General features: G+C 62.5%; 15 protein-coding genes. 1 reads left to right on the top strand and 14 read right to left on the bottom strand.

The genetic code is table 11. The features are described 5' to 3' along the window. Positions 1–6 precede the first annotated feature (6 nt). On the bottom strand, positions 7–3,510 hold the full coding sequence (gene mfd, locus QD408_RS02810) for a transcription-repair coupling factor (RefSeq protein WP_414138269.1): 3,504 nt from the start codon (positions 3,508–3,510) through the stop codon (positions 7–9). Beyond that, positions 3,507–3,812 (bottom strand): succinate dehydrogenase assembly factor 2, encoded by a 306-nt coding sequence (locus QD408_RS02805; protein ID WP_003579224.1) that lies wholly within the window; start codon positions 3,810–3,812, stop codon positions 3,507–3,509. Before QD408_RS02805 ends, mfd begins: the two co-directional genes overlap by 4 nt. Before the next feature lie 92 nt (positions 3,813–3,904). On the opposite strand from QD408_RS02805, the gene recG reads away from it, so the two are divergent. Next, positions 3,905–6,010 (top strand): ATP-dependent DNA helicase RecG, encoded by a 2,106-nt coding sequence (gene recG / locus QD408_RS02800; RefSeq protein ID WP_414138268.1) that lies wholly within the window; start codon positions 3,905–3,907, stop codon positions 6,008–6,010. On the opposite strand, the gene QD408_RS02795 is transcribed toward recG, so the two are convergent. The 12 genes from QD408_RS02795 to QD408_RS02740 all read right to left on the bottom strand — a co-directional run bounded on the left by QD408_RS02795 (position 6,007) and on the right by QD408_RS02740 (position 20,611). Beyond that, entirely contained in the window at positions 6,007–6,714 is a 708-nt protein-coding gene (locus QD408_RS02795; RefSeq protein WP_414138267.1) for a DUF502 domain-containing protein, read from the bottom strand. The genes recG and QD408_RS02795 overlap by 4 nt on opposite strands. 136 nt (positions 6,715–6,850) lie before the next feature. Beyond that, on the bottom strand, positions 6,851–8,677 hold the full coding sequence (gene glmS / locus QD408_RS02790) for a glutamine--fructose-6-phosphate transaminase (isomerizing) (RefSeq protein WP_414138266.1): 1,827 nt from the start codon (positions 8,675–8,677) through the stop codon (positions 6,851–6,853). A 108-nt stretch (positions 8,678–8,785) separates the two neighbouring features. Continuing rightward, positions 8,786–10,147, bottom strand: coding sequence for a bifunctional UDP-N-acetylglucosamine diphosphorylase/glucosamine-1-phosphate N-acetyltransferase GlmU (glmU, locus tag QD408_RS02785; RefSeq protein WP_088685067.1), 1,362 nt, complete (start codon positions 10,145–10,147; stop codon positions 8,786–8,788). 142 nt (positions 10,148–10,289) lie between these two features. After that, positions 10,290–11,075, bottom strand: coding sequence for a FadR/GntR family transcriptional regulator (locus QD408_RS02780; protein ID WP_088685148.1), 786 nt, complete (start codon positions 11,073–11,075; stop codon positions 10,290–10,292). Positions 11,076–11,091: 16 nt separating this feature from the next. Further along, positions 11,092–12,060, bottom strand: a complete 969-nt coding sequence (yjfF, locus tag QD408_RS02775; protein WP_088685068.1) for a galactofuranose ABC transporter, permease protein YjfF — start codon at positions 12,058–12,060, stop codon at positions 11,092–11,094. Continuing rightward, positions 12,057–13,070 (bottom strand): ABC transporter permease, encoded by a 1,014-nt coding sequence (locus QD408_RS02770; protein WP_414138265.1) that lies wholly within the window; start codon positions 13,068–13,070, stop codon positions 12,057–12,059. The genes yjfF and QD408_RS02770 overlap by 4 nt, the downstream gene beginning before the upstream one ends. Beyond that, positions 13,067–14,590 (bottom strand): galactofuranose ABC transporter, ATP-binding protein YtfR, encoded by a 1,524-nt coding sequence (ytfR, locus tag QD408_RS02765; protein ID WP_414138264.1) that lies wholly within the window; start codon positions 14,588–14,590, stop codon positions 13,067–13,069. Before ytfR ends, QD408_RS02770 begins: the two co-directional genes overlap by 4 nt. A 223-nt stretch (positions 14,591–14,813) precedes the next feature. Further along, positions 14,814–15,776 (bottom strand): galactofuranose ABC transporter, galactofuranose-binding protein YtfQ, encoded by a 963-nt coding sequence (gene ytfQ / locus QD408_RS02760; RefSeq protein WP_088685071.1) that lies wholly within the window; start codon positions 15,774–15,776, stop codon positions 14,814–14,816. A 145-nt stretch (positions 15,777–15,921) separates the two neighbouring features. Continuing rightward, positions 15,922–16,998 (bottom strand): BMP family ABC transporter substrate-binding protein, encoded by a 1,077-nt coding sequence (locus QD408_RS02755; RefSeq protein ID WP_414138263.1) that lies wholly within the window; start codon positions 16,996–16,998, stop codon positions 15,922–15,924. Between the two features lie 55 nt (positions 16,999–17,053). After that, complete coding sequence (locus tag QD408_RS02750; protein WP_414138262.1) at positions 17,054–17,974, bottom strand: ABC transporter permease; 921 nt, start codon at positions 17,972–17,974, stop codon at positions 17,054–17,056. Further along, positions 17,971–19,053 carry an ABC transporter permease gene (locus QD408_RS02745; protein ID WP_414138261.1) on the bottom strand — a complete coding sequence of 361 codons (1,083 nt, stop codon included), beginning with the start codon at positions 19,051–19,053 and terminating at the stop codon, positions 17,971–17,973. Before QD408_RS02745 ends, QD408_RS02750 begins: the two co-directional genes overlap by 4 nt. Then, positions 19,043–20,611 (bottom strand): ABC transporter ATP-binding protein, encoded by a 1,569-nt coding sequence (locus QD408_RS02740; RefSeq protein ID WP_414138260.1) that lies wholly within the window; start codon positions 20,609–20,611, stop codon positions 19,043–19,045. The genes QD408_RS02745 and QD408_RS02740 overlap by 11 nt, the downstream gene beginning before the upstream one ends. Between the last annotated feature and the right edge of the window lie 8 nt (positions 20,612–20,619).

Genomic DNA, 20,619 nt, shown 5'->3' with positions numbered 1-20,619 from the left:
CTCTGTTTACTTCGCCATCTCCGCCAATTGCGTCATGATAACAGCCGCCCCCTGCAGGCGCTTCTCCGGTGTCGGCAGGTCGCGGGTCAGGAACAGGCTGTGGTCGGGGCGGATCTTCGCCATCGTGCCCTGCTTGCCGATATAGCCGACGAGATTTGCCGGATTGGGGAATTCCTTGTTGCGGAACTGCACGACGACGCCCTTCGGGCCGGCGTCGAGCTTTTCGACATTGGCGGTGCGGCAGAGCGACTTGATATAGACGATCTTCAGGAGATGCTGGACTTCGACCGGCATCGGCCCGAAGCGGTCGATCATCTCGGCGCCAAAACCGTCGATCTCCTTGAGCTCGGTGATTTCGCCGAGACGGCGGTACAGCGCCATGCGCAGATGCAGGTCGGGCACATAGTTCTCGGGGATCATCACCGTGGTGCCAACCGATATTTGCGGCGACCAGCCGGTATCCTGGATCTCGTCGACACCCTTGACCTCGGCGACCGCCTCCTCGAGCATCTGCTGATAGAGTTCGAAGCCCACTTCCTTGATGTGGCCGGACTGCTCCTCGCCGAGCAGATTGCCGGCGCCGCGGATATCGAGATCGTGGCTTGCGAGCTGGAAGCCGGCGCCGAGCGTATCGAGGGACTGCAGCACCTTGAGCCGGCGCTCGGCCGTTGCCGTCAGCACCTTGTTGACAGGCAAGGTGAAGAGCGCGAAGGCGCGCACCTTCGAGCGGCCGACGCGGCCACGCAGCTGGTAGAGCTGGGCCAGGCCGAACATGTCGGCGCGATGGACGATCAGCGTATTGGCTGTGGGCACGTCGAGACCGGATTCGACGATGGTGGTCGATAGCAGCACGTCGTAGCGGCCTTCATAGAAGGCGTTCATGATGTCTTCGAGTTCGCCGGCCGGCATCTGGCCGTGGGCGACGGCGACCTTCAATTCCGGAACGTCGGATTGCAGGAAGGCGTGCACGTCCGCGAGGTCTGCAAGCCGCGGGCAGACATAGAAGCTCTGGCCGCCGCGATAATGCTCGCGCATCAACGTCTCGCGGATGACCAAGCTATCGAAGGGCGAGATGAAGGTGCGCACCGCCATGCGGTCGACCGGCGGCGTTGTGATCAGCGACAGTTCGCGCACGCCGGTCATCGCCAGCTGCAGCGTGCGCGGGATCGGCGTTGCCGACAGGGTCAGCACGTGCACGTCGCTCTTCAGCTCCTTCAGCCGCTCCTTGTGCTTGACGCCGAAATGCTGCTCTTCGTCGATGATCAGCAGGCCGAGATTGGCGAATTTGATGCCGGCGCCGAGCAGCGCATGGGTGCCGACGACGATATCGGTCTTGCCGTCGGCCACTTCCTTTTTGGTCAGTGCCAGCTCCTTCGAGCCGACAAGGCGCGAAGCCTGCTGGACGCGCACCGGCAGACCACGGAAACGCTCGGAAAATGTCTTGAAATGCTGGCGGGCAAGCAGCGTCGTCGGCACGACGACGGCAACCTGGACGCCGTTCATCGCCGCGACGAAGGCGGCGCGCAGCGCCACTTCCGTCTTGCCGAAGCCGACGTCGCCGCAGATCAGGCGGTCCATCGGCCGGCCGGCGCCGAGATCGGAGCGCACCGCATCGATGGCGTTGTCCTGGTCTTCGGTCTCGTCATAGGGGAAGCGGGCGGCAAATTCGTCATAAAGACCGTCCGGCGCCGTCAGCATCGGCGCATGGCGGGTCAGGCGCTCGGCTGCAATGCGGATCAGTGCATCGGCCATGTCGAGCAGGCGCCGCTTGAGCTTCGCCTTGCGCATCTGCCATGCGCCGCCACCGAGCTTGTCGAGTTGGGCTTCGGTACCCTCGCCGCCGTAGCGCGAGAGGAGATCGATGTTTTCGACCGGCAGGAAGAGCTTGGCCTCGTCGGCATATTGCAGTTCGAGGCAGGCATGCGGAGCACCGGCCGCTTCGATGGTTCTGAGGCCGACAAAGCGGCCGATGCCGTGTTCGGCATGGACGACGATCGAGCCTTCGTCGAGGCCCGCGACCTCCGAGATGAAGTCGGCGGCGCGCTTGCGGCGCTTGGAGCGGCGCACCATGCGGTCGCCGAGAATATCCTGTTCGCCGATGACGATGAGATCGCCGGCCTCGAAGCCGGATTCGAGATTGAGCACGGCAGCGGCCGCCTCGCCTTTGCCCAGCGAGCCGAGATCCTTCAGCGCCTCGATCGGTTTTATCTTTTCGAGGCCGTGTTCATTCAGCACCTGCAGCAGGCGCTCCAGCGAGCCCTCGGTCCAGGCAGTGACGAGCACTTTTGCCCCGCCGGCGCGCCGATCGGCGATGTGCTTGACGACGGCGTCGAATACGTTGACGCGTTCAGCATCGCCGCCGCCTTCGGCATTGGAGCGAGCCCAGCGCTGGCCCTGGCGGGCGTCGATATTGACGACCCGCCTCGCCTCGCCTTCATGTTCGTTGAAGGGGCTGATGCGGACCGCTCCGAGCGCATCCAGGGTTTTTGCGAAAAGCTTGCCGTCGAGATAGAGCTGGCCCGGCGTCACCGGCTTGTAGGGCGTACCCTGCGCCATTTGGCCCTTCGCCGGCTGGCCGGAATTCAGGCGGGCGTCGTAATAATCGAAGACGAGCTTGGAGCGTTCTTCGGCTGCTTCACGCAGGGTATGATCGGTCACGATACGGAAGCCGCTCAAATAATCGAAGACGGTATCGAGCTTCTCATAGAAGAGCGGCAGCCAATGCTCCATGCCGGGGTAGCGCCGGCCTTCGGAAACGGCGAGATAAAGCGCGTCATCGCGCGTCGTTGCGCCAAAAGCCGAGAGATAGTTCTTGCGGAAGCGGCTGATCGTGTCCGGGGTCAGCGTCACCTCGCTCATCGGGTTGAGATCGAGGGAGCGCACCTGGCCCGTCGTGCGCTGGCTGGCGGGATCGAAGCTGCGGATCGACTCCAACGTGTCACCGAAGAAATCGAGGCGGACCGGCTCTTCCGAACCCGGCACGAAAACATCGAGAATGCCGCCGCGCACGGCATATTCGCCGACCTCGCGAACGGTCGCAACGCGATCGAAGCCGTTACGCTCCAGGCGGCCGGCGAGATCGTCCATCCGCAGCTGGTTGCCGGGACGGGCCGAAAAGCTGAGGCTCTCGATCACATCCTGCGGCGCCACCTTCTGCAGCATGGCATTGGCGGTGACGAGCACGATTGCTGCATGCGGCTTCTTGCGGTGGGCGATGAGGCCGCCGAGCGCGGCAAGCCGGCGGGCCGAGGTATCGGCGCTCGGCGAGACGCGGTCGTAAGGCAGACAGTCCCAGGCCGGCAGGGTGAGAACCGGAATGTCGGGGGCGACGAAGCCGAGCATCTGTTCCAGATCGGCCATGCGGTGGCCGTCCGACATGACATAGGCGACCGGTTCTCCCGCTCGCGCGAGTTCGGCGAGCAGCAGCGGTTCGAGGCCGGCAGGCACGTTGCCGATCGTCAGCGGCTCGGCAATGGCCGCAAGCTTCTTCGCATCGAAACCAGGGATCATTCCGGCGTCCTGAGGGGCTTGTCGAAATCGGGCGTATAGGCGGCAAGGCGGGCAAACATCGGTGTCTGGAAACGCTCAGGCACCGGCCATGTTCCCATGATCCAGCGGACGAGATCGTTGTCCTCTTCGGCCATGATCGTCTCGAACTCGTCGAGTTCGGCTTCCGAAAGCGTCGCGATCTCGGCTTCGGCGAACTGGCCGAAGACCAGATCCATCTCGCGTATGCCGCGATGCCAGCAGCGGAAAAGGATCCGGCGGCGGCGCGGGTCGAGACCGGCACTCGTGAGCGTCACACCTGTCATGGCATTACCTTCCTGTTGATGCGCCTCTATAGACCCTCGAAAGCGGCTTGTCAGCCTTGCCAAGGCCGCATTGTTCATCGCATTTTGGCCGCATGCGCCCCGCCATTCTCGATCCGCTGTTTTCTCCCATTTCGGGCCTTCCGGGCGTCGGCCCGAAGATCGCAGAACTGCTCGTCAAGCTGCTCGGGCGCGAGACACCGGAGGATTGCCGGGTTATCGACCTGCTGTTCCACGCGCCCTTCTCGCTGATCGACCGCCGTAACCAGCCAGGAATAGCCCGCGCGCCGCAGGGCGCGATCGTCACGATCACGGCGCGCGTCGACCGGCATCAGGTGCCGCCGCGCGGCAAGAGCAACATCCCCTACCGCGTCTTTCTGCATGACGAGACCGGCGAGCTGACCTTGGTTTTCTTCCGCGGCCAGGCGGCATGGCTGGAAAAGCAGCTGCCTGTTGATGCCGAAGTGACGGTCAGCGGCAAGATCGACTGGTTCAACGGCCGCGCCTCGATGGTGCATCCCGACTATATCGTCAAGGCGGAGGAGGCGGAGAACCTGCCGCTCGTCGAGCCGATCTATCCGCTGACGGCGGGGCTTTCGCCGAAGACATTGCGCAAGATCATCGATGCCGCCCTGCCGCGGTTTCCGGAGATGCCGGAATGGATCGATCTGGCGCTGACGCAAAAACAGGGCCTGCCGTCGATCCGCGACAGCTTCCTCATGCTGCACGAGCCGCGCGACCCCGGAGATATCGACCCGCAGGCCCCCGCCCGGCGGCGGCTCGCCTATGACGAGTTCCTCGCCGGCCAGCTGTCGCTCAGCCTGGTGCGCCAGAGGCTGCGCAAGGTGGCGGGCCAGCCGGTGCATGCGACGGGCGAAATCAGCGGCAAGATTTTGAAGACATTGCCTTTCTCGCTCACCGGTAGCCAGAACGACGCGATCACCGACATTTTGAAGGACATGGCCGGAACCGAGCGCATGCTGCGGCTGCTGCAGGGTGATGTCGGCGCCGGCAAGACGCTGGTGGCGCTGATGGCGATGGCGGCCGTGATCGAAAGCGGCGGCCAGGCCGTGCTGATGGCGCCGACCGAAATCCTGGCGCGACAGCATCACGCGACGATCTCGAAATTCGCCGCCTCATCAGGGCTCGGCATCGAGGTGCTGACCGGGCGCACCAAGGGACGCGAACGGGAAGAGATCGTCGAGCGCATCGCCTCCGGCGAAGCGCAGATCATCATCGGTACGCACGCATTGTTCCAGGACAGCGTCGCTTACGCCAACCTGATGCTTGCCGTCGTCGACGAGCAGCACCGTTTCGGCGTGCATCAGCGCCTGAGGCTGACGGCCAAGGGCATCTCCCCGCACATGCTCGTCATGACGGCGACGCCGATCCCGCGCACGCTGGTGCTTGCCGCCTTCGGAGACATGGATGTCTCCAAGCTCACGGAGAAACCGGCCGGCCGCAAGCCGATCCAGACGATCACCGTGCCGATGGAGCGCACAGGCGAGATTGTCGGGCGGCTGCAGGGCGCGATCGCCGAGGGTAAGAAAGCCTATTGGATCTGCCCGCTGGTCGAAGAATCCGAAGAACTAGACCTGATGTCAGCCGAGGAGCGGCATGCGACGCTCATCTCCGCGCTCGGTCCTGGTATCGGCCTGATCCACGGCCGCATGAGCGGACCGGAAAAGGATGCGGCGATGATGGCGTTCAAGAACGGAGAGACCCGGCTTCTCGTCGCCACAACAGTCGTCGAAGTCGGCGTCGACGTGCCTGATGCGACGATCATGGTGATCGAACATGCCGAGCGCTTCGGCCTGGCGCAACTGCATCAGTTGCGCGGCCGCGTCGGGCGCGGCGACGAGGCCTCGACCTGCATCCTGCTCTACAAGGGGCCGCTTGGTGAAACCGGCCACGCCAGGCTGTCGATCATGCGGGAAACGGAAGACGGCTTCCGTATCGCTGAGGAAGACCTGAAACTGCGCGGCGAAGGTGAGTTGCTCGGCACCCGCCAATCCGGCACGCCGGGCTTCCGCATCGCCAGCCTCGAGGCGCATGCCGACCTGCTTGAGATCGCCCGCAAGGACGCGGCCTATCTGATCGAGCGCGATCCCGAACTGACCAGCGAACGGGGACAGGCGATCCGCACCCTGCTCTATCTCTTCCGCCGCGACGAGGCGATCCGGTTTTTGAGAGCGGGTTAATCGGCCTTCGACACCGCCACTGGCTTCGGCCGAGGCAGATGCTTCTGCTTCGGCTCGGAAGGCTTGTGTTCGGGGGCGACGAGGCCGCCTGAAATCAGGTACTTGGCGGCGTCTTCCGGGCTCATGTCGAGCAGAACGATCTTCTCGCGGGGCACGAAGATCAGGAAACCCGCCGTCGGCACCGGTGTCGGCGGCAGGAAGACGGCGACCATGTCCTGTCCCATCGCATTGAACTTCGACGCGATTTCGCCCTTGGCATCGGTGGCGATGAAGACCAGCGCCCAGAGGCCGGGACCCGGGTATTCGATGAGGCCGACCTTTTTGAAGGAATTCGACTGTTCCTTCAGCACTGTTTCGAAAATCTGCTTCACGCTTCTGTAAATCGTGCGCACCAGCGGCATGCGCTGGACGACCGATTCGCCAAAGCGGACGATGCTCTGGCCGATCAGGTTCTTGCCGAGAAAACCGACGACGGTAATCAGCACGACGGCGATCAGCAGACCGAAACCAGGAATGGCGAAATTGAGGTAGCTTTCCGGATTCCAGCGCGCCGGAATATAGGGCCTGACCCAGCTGTCCGACCAGTGAATGAAGGTCCAGGTCAGCCAGATGGTAATCGCAATCGGCGCGCAGATGATCAAACCTGCGAGAAAATTATTCCTCAGCCGGGTCGCGACCGGCATTCGGGGGACGTTGTCGGTCATCGTTTCCTGACGAACTCCATTTCGGTCGTGGACAGGCCGGAACGCCGGCCCTTCCCCCTTTGTCCGCACGGTAAAATTGCCAGAATTCGGCACGCCGCACAATACGTTTCAGCGTGCCGCGCTGGCCACGGAGGGCTTATTCCACGGTCACGGATTTCGCCAGATTACGCGGCTGGTCAACGTCGGTGCCCATGAAGACAGCGGTGTGATAGGCGAGCAGCTGGATCGGCAGCGAGAAGATCATCGGCGCGATGATTTCATCGACGACAGGCAGGGTGATCGTCGCCATGGTCGGCAGTTTCGAAGCCGCAGCACCCGCCTCATCGGTGATGAAGATGATGCGGCCGCCGCGGGCTGCGACCTCCTGCATGTTCGAAACGGTCTTTTCGAAGAAACGGTCGTAAGGGGCGATGACGATCACAGGCATGTTCTCGTCGATCAGCGCGATCGGCCCATGTTTCAATTCGCCGGCCGCATAACCCTCGGCGTGGATATAGGAGATTTCCTTGAGCTTCAGCGCACCTTCCATGGCGAGCGGGAAGCTGGTGCCGCGGCCGAGATAGAGCACGTCCTTGCACTTGGCGAGTTCGCGGGACAGGCTTTCCATCTGCGGCTGAATGAGGTTCAGCACCCGGCTCATAATGCGCGGCATTTCGGCGAGATGGCGCACCAGCGCCCTCTCCTCCTCCGCACTCACGGTACCGCGCGCCTTGCCCGCGCCGATCGCGAGTGATGCGAGAACGGCAAGCTGGCAGGTGAAAGCCTTGGTCGAGGCGACACCGATTTCGGGGCCTGCCATGATCGGGAAGACGGCGTCGGATTCGCGCGCGATCGTCGATTCGCGGACGTTGACGACGGCGCCGATCTTCAGGCCGTTCTCCCGGCAATAACGCAGCGATGCCAGCGTATCGGCGGTCTCGCCCGACTGCGAGATGAAGAGTGCGGCCTGAGACGGCGAGAGCGGCATTTCGCGATAGCGGAACTCGGAGGCGACGTCGATCTCGACAGGCAGGCGGGCATAACGCTCGAACCAGTACTTGCCGACGAGGCCGGCGAGATAGGCCGTGCCACAGGCCGAGATCGCAAGGCCGGTCGCCGCCTTGAAGTCGATCGCGGCGGCGTTGGCGCCGATCGTGTTCTCGGCGAAATCCACGTAATGGCTGAGCGCGTGGGAGATGACCTCCGGCTGCTCGTAGATTTCCTTTTCCATGAAATGGCGGTGATTGCCCTTGTCGACGACATAGGCGGTCGCCTGCGAGATCTGGCGGGCGCGCTTGACCGGCTTGCCGGTGAAATCGAGAACCGAGACGCTGTCGCGGGTGATGACGGCACAGTCGCCGTCGACGAGATAGGTGATTTCGTTGGTAAAGGGCGAGAGCGCGATCGCATCCGATCCCAGGAACATCTCGCCGCGGCCGTAGCCGACGGCGAGCGGCGGGCCGGAACGAGCGGCCATGATCGTGCCGGGATCGGCCTTCAACATGACGGCCAGCGCATAGGCGCCGGTCACCCGGTTCAGCATCTTCAGCATGGCGGCGCGCGGCTCCAGACCCTCGCGCAGATATTTCGCCATCAGCTGGGCGACGACTTCGGTATCGGTCTGGGTTTGAAAGACCGCACCCTGCTCGGTCAGTTCGTCGCGCAGCTCGGAGAAATTCTCGATGATGCCGTTATGGACGACGGCGACGCCTTCGACGAAATGCGGATGGGCATTGGTCTCGTTTGGAACGCCGTGGGTCGCCCAGCGCGTATGAGCGATGCCGACTACACCTGGCAGCGGTTCGGCGTCGAGGCGCTTCTCCAGATTGAAGAGCTTGCCCTCGGCGCGACGGCGGTCCATCACGCCCTCATGGATGGTGGCGACACCGGCGGAATCATAACCGCGATATTCGAGACGCTTCAGCGCATCGACCAGGCGCCCGGCAACAGGCTGAGTTCCGACGATCCCCACAATGCCGCACATACAATATCCCCATGAGCCTCTGATAATGAGGCCACTCCTAACGATTTCCGCTTATTTCTCAATGGCCTCGGCGGTCACTTTCAATTTCCGCCGGTTACGCAAGGCCGCTCAAGCCTTGGCCTTCTTGGCGGCCTTGATGGCAAGCGCGCGCTCGCGCAGCAGCGTCGCGCGGCCGGGCTTGATCTCCTGCCGGGCACGGCCGAGCGCCAGGGCATCGGCCGGCACATCGACGGTTATGACGCTGCCGGAGGCGATGTAAGCGCCGTCGCCGATCGTCACCGGCGCGACCAGCGAGGAGTTGGAGCCGATGAAGGCGTTTTCGCCGATCACCGTTTCGCTCTTGTTGACGCCGTCATAATTGCAGGTGATCGTGCCTGCGCCGATATTGCTGCCGGCGCCGATGACGGCATCGCCGATATAGGTGAGATGATTGACCTTGGCGCCCTTACCGACCCGGCCGTTCTTGACCTCGCAGAAATTGCCGACCTTCGAACCGTTGGCGAGATCCGCGCCCGGCCGCAGCCGCGCGAAGGGGCCGACGGTCGCGCCCTCGCTGACATGGGCGCCTTCGATATGCGAGAAGGCATGAATGACGGCGCCGCTGTCGATCACAGCGCCGGGGCCGAAGACGACATTCGGTTCGATCAGCGCATCCTGGCCGATGACGGTGTCGTAGGAGAGAAAGACCGTTTCCGGCGCGATCATCGTGACGCCCGCCAGCATCATCTCGTGGCGGCGGCGTTCCTGCCAGAAGCGCTCGATGACGGCGAGTTCGGCGCGGGTGTTGCAGCCGGTCATTTCGATCTCGGGGGCATCGACGGCGGTGACGCGGCCGCCGAGCGAACGGGCGATCTCGACGAGATCGGTCAGATAGAATTCGCCCTTGGCATTGGCGTTGCCGATGCGCGAGAGAAGATCGAGCGCCTTGCGGCCATTGATCGCCATCAGCCCGCTGTTGCACCAGGTCACGGTGCGTTCGGCGTCGGTCGCATCCTTCTCCTCGCGAATGGCGATGAGTTCGCCGTCCTTGACGAGCAGGCGGCCGTAGCCGGTCGGGCGATCGGTGTGGAAGCCGATGACGACGACATCGCTGCCATCGGCAAGGCCCTGGCGGGCGGCTTTCAGCGGTCCGTCGGTCTGGAGCGGCACGTCGCCATAGGTGACGAGGATATCGTCATAACCTTTGGCGATCGCTTCGCGCGCCGCCAGCACCGCATGACCGGTACCGAGGCGTTCCTTCTGCAGATAGGATTGTATGCCGACGCCGCCGACGCTTCCTGCCTTCGCCACCTCCTCGGCATCACGGCCGACGACGAGCGCGACGGACGAAATGCCGGCGGAGGCGACCGCATCGACCACATGGGCAATCATCGGCCGTCCGGCGACCGGATGCAGCACCTTGGATTTCGACGATTTCATCCGCGTGCTGTCACCGGCGGCAAGGATGACGGCAAGACAAGTACGTTCCATGATCTGCTCCGCGAATCCGCGCCGTGAGGCGGCTTTGTTGCCTCATACTGCATAATTCCTGAAATCGGAATCGATTTTCGGAAAGCACGCGACGGAGATCGAAACAGAAAAGACGCGCGGCCTTGTCGGGGCAAGCACGCTTTCACAAAGGTGAAATAGCGGGCGAAATCGGCTCCAGGACAGCGGGGGAACCGCGGGTCGCGAAGGCTTCGTGCACGTGATCGCGGCCGTCCAGAATGACGAGCTCCATCGCGCTGCGGGCGGCAGCCGCGTCACCGGACGCGATTGCATCGACGATGCGCATATGGGTATCGGCGATATAGGCAAAGCCCTTTTCGGCAGGCGGCGTGCTCATGCGGAACATACCGACGAGAGCCGCTTCGATGAGACTGCCCAGCGTCCGCATGAAGGGATTGTGCGAGGCTTCGGCGAGCGCCAGATGAAAATGCAGGTCGGCGAGCGCCAGGCTGTCGGCGGTATGGCCGCTTGCTGCCATCTCGAGCGCCAGCCCGCGCAGCATCTCGATATCCTCTGCATTCGCCCGTTCAGCAACAAGGCCGGCGGCGAAGGGTTCGACGGCGAGACGGATATCGTAAAGCTGCAGCAGGAACTCTTCCGTCACGCCGTTGTCGAAGTGCCAGGCGATGATTTCGCTGTCGAACATGTTCCACAGGTTCTTCTCGGTGACACGCGTGCCGACCCGCGCCTTGGCGACGACCATGCCCTTGGCGGCTAGCGTCTTCATCGTCTCACGCAACACGGTCCGGGACACCTTGAAACGTTGCGCCAGCTCGGTATCCCCGGGCAGGATCGAGCCTACCGGATAGATGCCGGCAACGATCGCCTTGCCGAGCTCATCGACCACCTGGGCGTGGCTCGTCCGCGTTCTGCGCCCCGTCTTGCGTGTCTCGTCCAATTTGTTGCGCAAGCGATCCGTCTCCCCCTCAGGCATACCTCTTGTTCAGACTGGAAAGGAACAGGATTGCCTTCTGCATCAGGATGAATGCAAACAGCAGGAGGCCGATCAGGATCTTGGTCCACCAGCTCGACAGCGTACCGTCGAAGGTGATGTAGGTCTGAATGAGCCCCTGGATCAGGATGCCGATCAAGGTTCCTGCTACGAATCCCGCCCCCCCGGTCAACAGCGTCCCTCCGATGACGACTGCCGCGATGGCATCGAGTTCGACGCCCACTGCTGCAAGGGAATATCCGGCAGAGGTGTACAGCGAAAAAACGATTCCGGATAGGCCTGCAAGAAAACCCGACAGCGCATAGATCTGGATCGTCGTGCGGCCGACCGGTACGCCCATCAGCCGGGCCGTCTGCGGGCCGCCACCGAGCGCATAAACATTGGTGCCGAAACGGGTGCGCTGGGCGATGAAGATGCCGGCGGCAAAGACCAGGAGCATGATGCCGCCGATCAGCGTCAGCCGTCCGCCGCCGGGCAGGCGCCAATAGAGGCCCGTCAGCGTCGAATAATATTCGTGGTCGATCGGAATGCTGTCGATCGAGAGCACGAAAGCCATGCCGCGCGCCAGGAACATGCCGGCGAGCGTGACGATGAAGGCCGGCATCTCGAGATAGTGGATGATCGCTCCCATGATGGCGCCGAAGGCCGTGGTGATCACGAGGACGAGCGCGAAGGCAAGCAGCGGATGGATCGAGGTGTTCTGCAGGATCACCGCCAGGAAAACGCCGGTGAAGGCGATGACCGAACCGATCGACAGATCGATGCCACCGGAGATGATGACGAAGGTCATGCCGACGGCGGCGATTCCGAGAAAGGCGTTGTCGGTCAGGAGATTGCCGATGACCCGCGTCGACAGCATGTTCGGATATTGCAGCGTGCAGCCGGCATAGGCGAGCACGAAGATGACGATGGTCGCAAGCAGCGGCAGGTATTTGGAATTCATTTCGGCTGCTCCCTTCCGCCCTGCCGGCGGCTGGCGAAGATGGCGAGCGGTTGCATCGCCGGCGACTGGATGACGAGGATGACGATGATGATGACGGCCTTGATGATCAGGTTGAATTCCGGCGGGAAGCCTGAGGACAGGATACCGGTGTTCACCGCCTGGATGATCATGGCGCCGATCAGCGATCCGAGGATGCTGAAGCGGCCGCCGAGCAGCGAATTGCCGCCGACCACCACCGCAAGAATGGCGTCGAGTTCCAGCCACAGGCCGGCATTGTTGGCATCGGCGCCCTTGATATCGGCTGCGACGATGATGCCCGATATCGCGGCGCATAGCCCGCTCAGCATGTAGACCGCCATCAGGAGCACCGGGGTCTGGATGCCCGAAAGCGTGCTGGCGCGGCGGTTGATGCCGACGGCTTCGATCAGCATGCCGAGCGCCGTGCGGCGGACCAGCAGGATGACCAGCAGGCCGACGAGCAGCCAGATGACGACAGGCATCGGCAGGAGGGCCATGGAGCCGCTGCCGAAGAAGATTAGGCCATCATCGTTGAAGGTCAGGATCGCGCCTTCGGTGATGAGCTGGGCGATGCCGCGCCCGGCGACCATCAGCACCAGCGTGGCGATGATCGGCTGGATGTTGAGGACCGCTACCAGGAAACCGTTCCAGACGCCACAGGCAAGCCCGATCGCCAATGTCAGGAAAATTGTGTAAGCAACGGAATTACCTGCAACAATTGACGATGCGGCGACAGCGCCGCAGATGGCGACGACCGCGCCCACCGAGAGGTCGATGCCCTTGGTGGCGATCACCAGCGTCATGCCGATCGCCAGCAACGCCACCGGCGCGCCGCGGTTCAGCACGTCGATCAAGCTGCCATAGAGGCGTCCGTTCTGAACCACGACATTAAAAAACTGCGGCGACGTTATGAAATTCAATAGAAGAATGACAACGAGCGCGATCAATTGCGGCGCCAGGCGATAGGCCAGCGCCTTCAGTGAGGACCTCATGCCTCCTCCATCTTATGTTCGGCGGCGGCGATGGCCTCGACGATGCCGGCGGCGGTGATACGCTCGCCTGTAAGTTCAGCGATATGCTGCCTGTCACGAAGTACGATGACACGTGAACTATAGGCGACAAGTTCTTCAAGTTCCGAGGAAATTACGATCAGCGACATGCCATCGGCGCAGAGCTGTTCGATGAGCCGGATGATCTCGGCATGAGCACCGACATCGATGCCGCGGGTCGGCTCGTCGAGGATCAGAAACTTGGGATTGGTCGCCAGCCAGCGGGCCAGGATCGCCTTCTGCTGGTTGCCGCCGGAGAGCAGCCGGATCGGTTTCTCTCGGTCGGTGGTGCGAATGTCGAGCGCCTTGATGTAGCGGTCGGCGAGCGCATTCTGCTCGGCGCGCGACAGCGGCCGCGTCCAGCCGCGGCGGGCCTGCAGCGCGAGCGCGATGTTTTCCCTGATCGAAAGGTCGCCGACGATGCCGTCGGTCTTGCGGTCCTCGGGGCAGAAGCCGAAACCTTTTTCGATCGCGGCGCGCGGGCTCGAAAGCGTCACCGGCTGACCGTCGATCGTGGCGCTGCCGCTGTCGGCGTGTTCGACGCCAAAGAGAAGCTCGGCGGTTTCGGTACGGCCGGAGCCGAGCAGCCCGGCAACACCGACCACCTCCCCGGCGCGCACCTCAAGGTCGAAAGGCTTGACCTTGCCGCGTTTGCCGTAACCTGAGAAACGGTATCGGACCTCGCCCGCTGCGACACTACGCTCCTTCGCCGCCTCTTCGGCATGCGCCAGCTCGCGGCCGAGCATCATGGCGATCAGGCTTTGGCGCGGCAGATCGGCGGCGTCGCGGGTGCCGACGAGCTTACCGTTGCGCAGCACGGTGATGCGGTCGCTGATCGCATAGACCTGCTCGAGAAAATGAGTGATGAAAACGATGCCCAGCCCGCGTTTCTTCAGGTCTTCGATGATGCGGAAGAGCAGCGCCACTTCCTGATTGTCGAGGCTTGCCGTGGGCTCATCCAGGATCAGCACCTTGCCGGAGAGATCGACGGCACGGGCGATGGCGACAACCTGCTGGACGGCGACGGAGAAACGGCTGAGCTCTGAAGTGACGTCGATATCGATGCCGTAACCGGCAAGCAGTTCGCGCGCCTTGCGGTTCATGGCGCGCACGTCGGTCATGCCGAAGCGTCTCGGCTGGCGCCCGAGAAAGAGATTTTCGGCGACACTCAGATTGGAGAGGAGGTTGACCTCCTGGTAGACGGTGCCGATGCCGAGCTTCTGGGCGGCGAGCGTATTGGCCGGATTGATTTCCTGGCCATCCAGCGTCAGGCTGCCCTGGTCACGATGATAGGCGCCGGTGATGCACTTGATCAGCGTCGACTTGCCGGCACCGTTCTCGCCAAGCAGCGCGTGCACCTCGCCCTTGCGCAGCGTGAAATCGACCTTGTCCAACGCCACCGCGCCGGGAAAGAATTTCGATATTCCGGAAGCCGCGAGAACGTTCTCGAAATCGTGAATCATAAGGGTCTGTTTTCCTGATATCGACGTCAAAAGCCGCGCCGCGGCCGGACATGAGGTCCCAGGGCGGCAAAGGCGGTTCCGCACCGGTCCATGACGAGCCGGTGCGGTTCTGCAGCGTCCCCGCCTCTTCAGACGCATCAAGGACGCTGCAGCGCTTTGAATTGCTGCATAATTTTCCGCTAAATCAATTCCGATTCAAGCAATTATGCAGTGTCAAATCAGATCAGTAGCCCTGACCCTTCTTCTCTTCGTAGACCTTCATCGGCTCGTCGGCAGGCGTGTAGAGCTTGGACTCGGTCTGGATCCACTTCGGCGGAGCCTTCTTGTCCTTCAGATAGGCGTCGAGTGCATCGAAGGCCGGACCTGCCATGTTCGGCGTCAGCTCGACCGTAGCATTGGCTTCGCCTTCGGACATGGCCTTGAAGATATCGGGCACGGCGTCGATGGAGACGACGAGGATATCCTTGCCGGGCTTCAGGCCGGCTTCCTTGATCGCCTGGATGGCGCCGACGGCCATGTCGTCGTTATGGGCGTAGAGAGCGCAGATGTCCTTGCCGCCATTCTCGGCCTTCAGGAAGCTTTCCATGACTTCCTTGCCCTTGGTGCGGGTGAAGTCGCCGGTCTGGCTGCGAACGATCTTGAGGTTGTCATGGCCGGCAAGAGCTTCTTCGAAGCCCTTCTTGCGGGCGATGGCCGGAGAAGAACCGGTCGTGCCCTGCAGCTCGACGACGTTGCACTTCTTGTCGCCTACGGTCTTGACCAGGAAGTCGCCGGCGACCTTGCCTTCATGCACGAGGTCCGACGTAACGGCCGTCAGGTAGAGATCGTCGGGAGCCTTGATAGTGCGGTCGAGAAGGATGACCGGGATCTTGGCTTCCTTGGCTTCCTTCAGAACGTCGTCCCAGCCGGTTTCGACGACCGGAGCAATGAGAATGGCATCGACGCCCTGGGCGATAAAGGAGCGCAGAGCCTTGATCTGGTTTTCCTGCTTCTGCTGCGCATCGGCAAACTTCAGATCGATGCCGCGCTTCTTGGCCTGCTCCTTGGTCACGGTCGTTTCAGCCGCACGCCAGCCCGATTCCGAACCAATCTGCGAGAAACCGACAGTGAGGCCGGCGGCCGAAGCCGAACCGAACATGCAGGCAGCCAGAATCGTGGCACTCAAAAGTGCAGTCTTCAATTTCATGATTTCCTCCCAATGCCGCATCTCGCGGCGCAGGGTCAAAAAATCATATAGTATTACTTTTGTAAATCGGAATCTTTGCATGCAGCGCAGCAAAAAAAGGGCGCCCGCAAGGGGCGCCCTTCGCAATTGCAAAATAGTTGACGGCTTATTGCGCCGGCAGCTTGTCGTCGACGCCTTCGACATAGAAGTTCATGCCGAGCAGCGTGCCGTCATCGGCCTTTTCGCCGGCCTTCAGCCAGGGCGTGCCGTCCTGCTTGTTGATCGGGCCGGTGAAGGGATGCAGTTCGCCAGACTTGATCTTGGCTTCGGTTTCCTCTGCCATCTTCTTCACGTCGTCAGGCATGTTGGTGTAGGGCGCCATCTTCAGAATGCCGTCCTTGAGGCCGTCCCAGCTCTGCTCCGACTTCCAGGTGCCGTCCAGAAGGGCGTGGACACGCTTGGAGTAGTACGTGCCCCACGTGTCGACGATCGCCGTCAGCTGAGCCTTCGGGCCTGCCGCAATCATGTCGGACGCCTGGCCGAAAGCATGGATGCCGCGTTCTTCGGCAACCTGCATCGGCGCAGTCGTATCGGTGTGCTGCGTCAAGACGTCGACACCCTGGTCGACCATCGCCTTGGCGGCATCGGCTTCCTTGCCGGGATCGAACCAGGTGTTGACCCAGATGACCTTCAGCTTGAAGCTCGGATCGACCGACTTGGCGCCCTGCTCGAAGGAGTTGATGCCCATGACCACTTCGGGAATCGGGAAGGAGGCGATGTAGGCCGCGCCGTGATTCTTCGAGGTCTTCGCGGCGATCTGGCCGAGGATGTAACGGCCTTCGTAGAAGCGCGAATTATAGGTCGCGAGATTGGGGCCGGCCTTATAGCCGGTGCCGTGCTCGAACTTCACATCCGGGAACTTGGCGGCAACCTTCACGGTCGCATCCATGAAGCCGAAGGACGTCGTGAAGATCAGCTTGCAGCCGGAACGGGCAAGGCGCTCGATGGCGCGCTCGGCATCCGGGCCTTCCGGCACGTTTTCGAGGTAAGGCGTTTCGATCTTGTCGCCGAATTCGGCCTGGACCTGCTGGCGGCCGAGGTCATGGGCCTGCGAATAACCGCCGTCGGTATGCGAACCGACATAGACGAAGCAGATCTTTGTCTTGTCCGCCGCCTGAGCGGCAGAGGAGATGCCGATCACGGCGGCAGCCGAGGCGGCAAGGGTGAATGCGAACTTCTTCATGGTGACCCCTGTTGGTTTGAAGTTATTCCGGAAACCCGTCTTTGATCTTGTTGCTTTATCGCTCCGGCACGAAGGCTTTTCCAAGCGACGCGGGCGTGTTGATCAACGTCGTGCGCCGATTATGGGAAATGATGATGAGAACCACAATAGTCGCGGCATAGGGCAGCATCGAGAGGAACTGCGAGGGAATGCCGAGACCGAAGGCCTGCGCGTGAAGCTGCAGGATGGTGACCGCACCGAAGAGATAGCCTCCGGCAAAGACCCGCCACGGCCGCCAGGAGGCGAAAACGACAAGCGCCAGCGTGATCCAGCCGCGACCGGCCGACATGTTCTCCGCCCATTGCGGCGTGTAGACGAGCGAAAGCTGCGCACCGGCGAGACCGGCGCAGGCGCCGCCGAACATCACTGCCAGATAGCGCGTGCGGATGACGTGAATGCCGAGCGCATGGGCCGAGCCGTGATTGTCGCCGATTGCCCTGAGTTTCAGTCCGGTCCGGCTACGGAACAGGAACCAGCTGACGCCGACCACAAGCGCTATCGAAAGATAGAAGATCAGATCCTGTTTGAAGAGCACGGGACCGACGAGCGGGATATCCGACAGAACGGGAATGACGATCTCTTCCAGCCGGATGCCGGGCACGCTGACATAGGCCTCGCCGAGCATGCCGGATGCGCCGAGGCCGAGAAGGGTGAGCGCCAACCCGGTCGCCACCTGGTTCGTCACGAGCGTCAATGTCAGGACGGCGAACAGAAGCGAGAAAAGCGCGCCTGAGGCAATGCCGCAGACGATGCCGACATAGGGCGAGCCCGACATCTGCGCACCGGCAAAAGCAGCGACCGCGCCCATGATCATCATACCTTCGACGCCCAGGTTCAGAACGCCGGAGCGCTCCGCCACGAGTTCGCCGAGCGCTGCGATAACAAGCGGCGTGGAGGCTGTGATGACGGTCAGAAGAATGGCTTCGAAGATGCTCATGCCCCGCCTCTCACCCGCGACCAAACAATGCGGATTTTGTAATAGATCAGCGTATCGCAGGAGAGCACGAAGAAGAGCAGCAAGCCCTGGAATACGCGGGTGACCTTGTCGGAGACGCCGATCGAAAGCTGCGCGGCCTCGCCGCCGAGATAGGTGAGCGCCAACATCAGGCCGGAAGCGATGATGCCGAGCGGATTGAGGCGGCCGAGGAAGGCGACGATGATGGCGGTGAAGCCGTAACCCGGCGAGATCGCCGGCTGCAGGTGGCCGATCGAACCGGAAACCTCGGCTATCCCGGCAAGGCCGGCGAGCGCGCCGGAGAAGAGAAAGCTGAACCAGATCATTTTCCTCGAGGAAAAGCCGGCGAAGCGCCCTGCCCGCTCGGACTGGCCGAGCACCACGATCTCGAAGCCCTTCAGCGTATAACGCAGCATGAACCACACGCCGATCGCGGCGATGATGGCGAAGATGAAGCCCCAATGGGCGCGGCCCGATTCCTCCCAGATCGCCGGCAGCACCGCTTCCGGTGCGAAATCACGCGAGACAGGGAAATTGAAACCCTTCGGATCACGCCAGGCACCGCGGATCAGCCAGTCGAGATAGAGCTGTGCGATATAGACCAGCATCAGCGATGTCAGGATCTCGTTGGTGTTGAAATGGGCCTTCAAAAGCGCCGGAATGGCGGCAAAAAGCGCGCCGCCGAGTGCGCCGAGCACCAGCATCAGCGGCAGCACGAGCGGAGAATGCCAGTCGTAAAAGACGATCGGGATATAGGAGCCGGTGATGGCGCCGATGGTGAACTGGCCCTCGGCGCCGATGTTCCAATTGTTCGAGCGATAGCAGACGGCCAGGCCGACGGCGATCAGGATCAGCGGTGCCGCCTTGATCGCCAGTTCATGCAGCGACCAAACCTCGAGCAGAGGCTCGACGAAGAATGCATCGAGCGCCTCGACGGGGTCTTTGCCGAGCATGGCGAACATGATGGCGCCGAAGGCCAAGGTCAGGACGAGCGCCAGCAGCGGCGAGACGAAACCGAAAAGCTTCGAGACGTCGGCGCGTTTTTCGAGCTCAATGCGCATGGGCTGCCTCCGCGGCAGAACTGCTCTCGTGCAGGCCGCCCATCAGCAAGCCGATCTTTTCGCGCGTCAGCTCGCCCGCCGGGAACGGCCTGGAAAGGCGGCCTTCGGAGATGACGGCGATATCGGTCGCCACTTCGAAGATCTCGTCGAGATCCTGACTGATGACGACGACGGCGGAACCGCTTCTTGCGAGATCGACCAGCGCCTGGCGGATGCGGCTCGCCGCCCCTGCATCCACGCCCCAGGTCGGCTGGTTGACGATCAGCACGGCCGGCTGGCGGTCGAGCTCACGGCCGACGATGAATTTCTGCAGGTTGCCGCCGGACAAGGAGCCGGCGGCCGGATCATCGCCGCTCTTGCGGACATCCATGGCCTCGGAAATGCGCCTTGCGGCGGATTTTACCGCACCGGAGCGGATGATGCCGAGCAGGCCGAGAAACGCCTTGCGATCGGACTGGCTGCGGGCAAGAACGAGATTGTCGGACAGTTTCATGGCGGAGACGGCGGCATGGCCGTGACGCTCCTCCGGCACGAAGCCGGCGCCGAGAAGGCGGCGGGCGGTAATGCCCTGATTGCCGACAGGTTTCTTGCGGATGACGATCGCCTCAGCCGAAGCGACCGGATATTCACCGGAGAGAGCATCGAAGAGCTCGCTCTGGCCGTTGCCCGCCACACCGGCAATGGCCAAAATCTCACCGGAGCGCACCGTCATCGACACGTCACGGAGCGGCATGGCGAAGGGAGTGCGCGAAGCGACGGAAAGGTTGGCGACAGCCAGTTGCACCTCGCCTTTGTCGCTGCGCTCCGGATGCGTGACGGCAGCCACCTCGCTGCCGACCATCATGCGGGCGAGCGAGGCCGGTGTTTCCTGCTTCGGATCGCAGGCGCCGGTCACGCGGCCATGGCGCAGCACGGTGGCGCGGTCGCAGATACGCTGCACTTCTTCCAGCCGGTGACTGATGTAAAGAACCGAACGCCCCTCGGCCCGCAGCTTGAAGAGAGTTTCGAACAGCTTGTCGGCTTCCTGCGGCGTCAGCACCGAGGTCGGCTCGTCGAGAATGATTAGCTTCGGGTTCTGCAGCAGCGCGCGGACGATCTCGATGCGCTGGCGCTCGCCGACCGAGAGATCGGCGACATGGGCATGCGGATCGAGCGGCAGGCCGTAGGCGACAGACAGCGCCCTCGCCTCTTCGGCGATCCTGTCGATCGGGATGGCATCATCGAGCGACAGCGCGATGTTTTCGGCAACCGTCAGCGCCTCGAACAGGGAGAAATGCTGGAAGACCATGCCGATGCCGAGCTTGCGGGCCTCACCCGGCGAGGTAATCGAAACCGGCTCGCCCTGCCACAGAATTCCCCCGTGCGTCGGCTCAAGAACGCCGAACAGCATCTTCACCAGCGTGGATTTGCCTGCGCCGTTTTCGCCGAGAAGCGCATGAATTTCGCCCGGCGCGATATTGAGATCGATTTCATTGCAGGCGGCAAAGCCGCCGAAGAACTTGGTCAGCTTCTGGACCGATAACAACGCACCGGAATCCGGCACATTCAATGGCGACACGTTCCCCT

The sequence above is a fragment of the Rhizobium sp. BR 249 genome, assembly GCF_047445895.1.
Taxonomy (GTDB): Bacteria; Pseudomonadota; Alphaproteobacteria; order Rhizobiales; family Rhizobiaceae; genus Rhizobium.
The sequence above is the reverse complement of the archived record's forward strand: the minus strand, read 5'-3'. Positions and strand labels throughout refer to the sequence as shown.